Below are 2368 nucleotides of genomic sequence, written 5' to 3' on the forward strand. Positions count from 1 at the left end.
GTGCGCGCACCATCGGGGCGGAAAATAGAACTGGCCGGTCTTTCATACGTCACTCCCCATCGTTGGAGGCAACACATGTCCGACACCAGCTTTGAACACAACGGGCACCAAGTAACGATCAACGTCTGGCCAACCGGCGAGCGCTGGAGTTGGTCGTCCCAGATCGACGACCGGAAGCCTGTTGACATTGCCGAGTCCGTTGCACGCTCGGAGGAAGAGGCGCTGATCCGGGCAAGGCACGAAGCTATCGCGGCGATCAAGGCGCTGGACGCAGGGCCGTAGGCTGGACAAGAGGATGGGGTGTTCCTGTAGGAGATGATCATGGCGGAGTGGTCAGAGAAGTACGGGGGTTACTGGTTGAAGTGCACGCCGTACCCGGCGCCTGGTGGCAAGTTCGCCCCCAACCTGGTGAATGAGTGCCATGAAAGCGGCCGCGTCGACGTGCGCACTGACGTGAGGGTGGTCGGCGGCCCCGCCTACTACGACACAGAGAAGGCGGCGGCGAACGCGGCCCGCTTTGCGGGGCGGAAGTGGGTTGACGATCACGGCCTTTCTCCCACTGGCGACCAGGTGTGATCGGTCCGTTCGATCTTGCTGTTGGCGCTCATACTGTGGGCTCCGATCGATGGAGGTGGGAATGGCAAAGGTTCAGCAGGCGCACAGGAAGGCGTCCATCCACGAGGGAAAGGAGAGCAGGCTCGTTGGACCCAAGGTGCCGCGCTGAGGCGATTCCTAGCGTGGGCCTGCACCTTCACAGGATCGTTACCGCCTTCACATCGTGGCCGCTGTTCCCCGCATGGTGCAGCGCGATGCAGGCGCTCGGCTTGAAGCGTTCAAAGCCAAGGAGATCGCCGAGGCGGCTATCGCGCGAATCCAGCGATTAGGATTTTGACGATCTTCCGGATTCGGATGTGATAGCCAGGCTCAGTGGAAGCAAACGGTCAGGTCTTGTCGCGGCGCTTGTCAACGTCGACCGACGATGGCTGACGGCATCGAGCAGCCAAGGGACTCGCCTACATTCCCGCGCTCCGCGGCCCTGGCTCCCCGCCGACGACGGTCGCAGCCAAGTCGCGACACGAACATTGGCGCAGTACTCCGGTGCTTCCCTGCGATCGAACACGCTGTAGGCAAGGTCGGTCGGGATGGGGAGCGCAGACAGAAGAAGTCTCCTTGCGAAGCTTGCAACACGCCTCTCGCGCAGGTACGCTCCTTGCTCACCACCGCAACTCATGGACGCGATTCCCAGGATCAATGATGGCGAGCTCGATCTGCACCATCTGCAGATCTTCGACATCCTGCTTGCAGAGCGCAATCTGACCCGCTGCGCGCGCGTGCTCAACATGACGCAGCCGGCGCTGAGCAAGACGCTCGCGCGCCTTCGCCTCTACTTCGGCGACCCTCTCTTCGTGCGCGTTGCGCTCAAGATGGAGCCGACCCCAAAAGCCCTCGAACTGGCGCAACCCGTGCGCGCCATTCTTGACAGTGTGCGGGCACTGCGCTCGGACCATGTGCCCTTCGACCCGCTGGCTTCCGAACGGCGATTCAGCTTCTTCATGATCGATGCCGCAGTGGTCCAGTTGCTGCCGCCGCTGCTCGCGATCCTTCGCGTCGAGGCCCCTAAGGTCCATGTGCAGGCCGTTCCCTGCGATGTCCATCACCTGGACCAATGGCTCGAGTCAGGCTTGGTCGACCTGGCGATCGGATCCTTCGCTTCGCTGACGCAAGGCATCCGGCGCCATCCCCTGTGGACGGAAAGCTATGTCTCCCTCTTTCGCAAGGGGCATCCGCGACTCAATGCCGGAAGCCTGATTTCGAGTGCCGATGAAGCAGGCGAACCCACGGCGCTCGAGCGCTTCGTTGCCGAACAGCACGCACTCGTTTCCGTGGCCGGCACCGGCCACGGGTACGCGAATGCCGAGCGCCTGCTCGAATCCGTGCTGCCGCTCGGAAACATCGTGTGCCGCGTGCCGACCTTCGCGGCTGCCGCGCACATCGCCAGGAACTCGGACATCGTCGCGACCGTGCCTCGCACGCTGGGCGTCGCTCTTGCCCATGACTTGGACCTGGTCGCGGTCGAGCCACCCCTCCCGTTGCCCAGCATGGAGATCGCGCTGTACTGGCACGACCGCTTCCACCGCGATCCGGGCAGCCAATGGCTGCGCGCGGTTTTCCGCCGCCTGTTCCTGCGCGACGCCGCTCAGGCCGCCTGAGCTTCGGCCAGCGGGACGGATGCCGCCGCGGCCGGCTTGCGAGCTTCGGGATTCAGGATCAGGTCGAAGTCCAGCACGTAGCTGCCATCGCCCTGCTTCACCCACTCGCCCACCAGCGACTCGCGCACGCCGAAGACCGCATCCGAATCAAGGTAGGG

3 protein-coding genes are annotated in these 2368 nt (G+C 63.7%); all 3 read left to right on the plus strand.

Annotated features, from left to right (window positions below; all coding sequences use genetic code 11):
- The first annotated feature begins 75 nt into the window (after window positions 1–75).
- The 3 genes from AC1DY5_RS51655 (at window position 76) to AC1DY5_RS51665 (ending at window position 2210) form a co-directional block, all read left to right on the plus strand.
- On the plus strand, window positions 76–282 hold the full coding sequence (locus tag AC1DY5_RS51655) for a hypothetical protein (RefSeq protein ID WP_478122016.1): 207 nt from the start codon (window positions 76–78) through the stop codon (window positions 280–282).
- A gap of 39 nt (window positions 283–321) precedes the next feature.
- Window positions 322–576, plus strand: a complete 255-nt coding sequence (locus AC1DY5_RS51660) for a hypothetical protein (RefSeq protein WP_478122017.1) — start codon at window positions 322–324, stop codon at window positions 574–576.
- Between the two features lie 653 nt (window positions 577–1229).
- Window positions 1230–2210 (plus strand): LysR family transcriptional regulator, encoded by a 981-nt coding sequence (locus AC1DY5_RS51665; RefSeq protein ID WP_478122018.1) that lies wholly within the window; start codon window positions 1230–1232, stop codon window positions 2208–2210.
- Window positions 2211–2368 lie beyond the last annotated feature (158 nt).

The sequence above is a fragment of the Variovorax sp. P4_D9 genome (assembly GCF_056401695.1).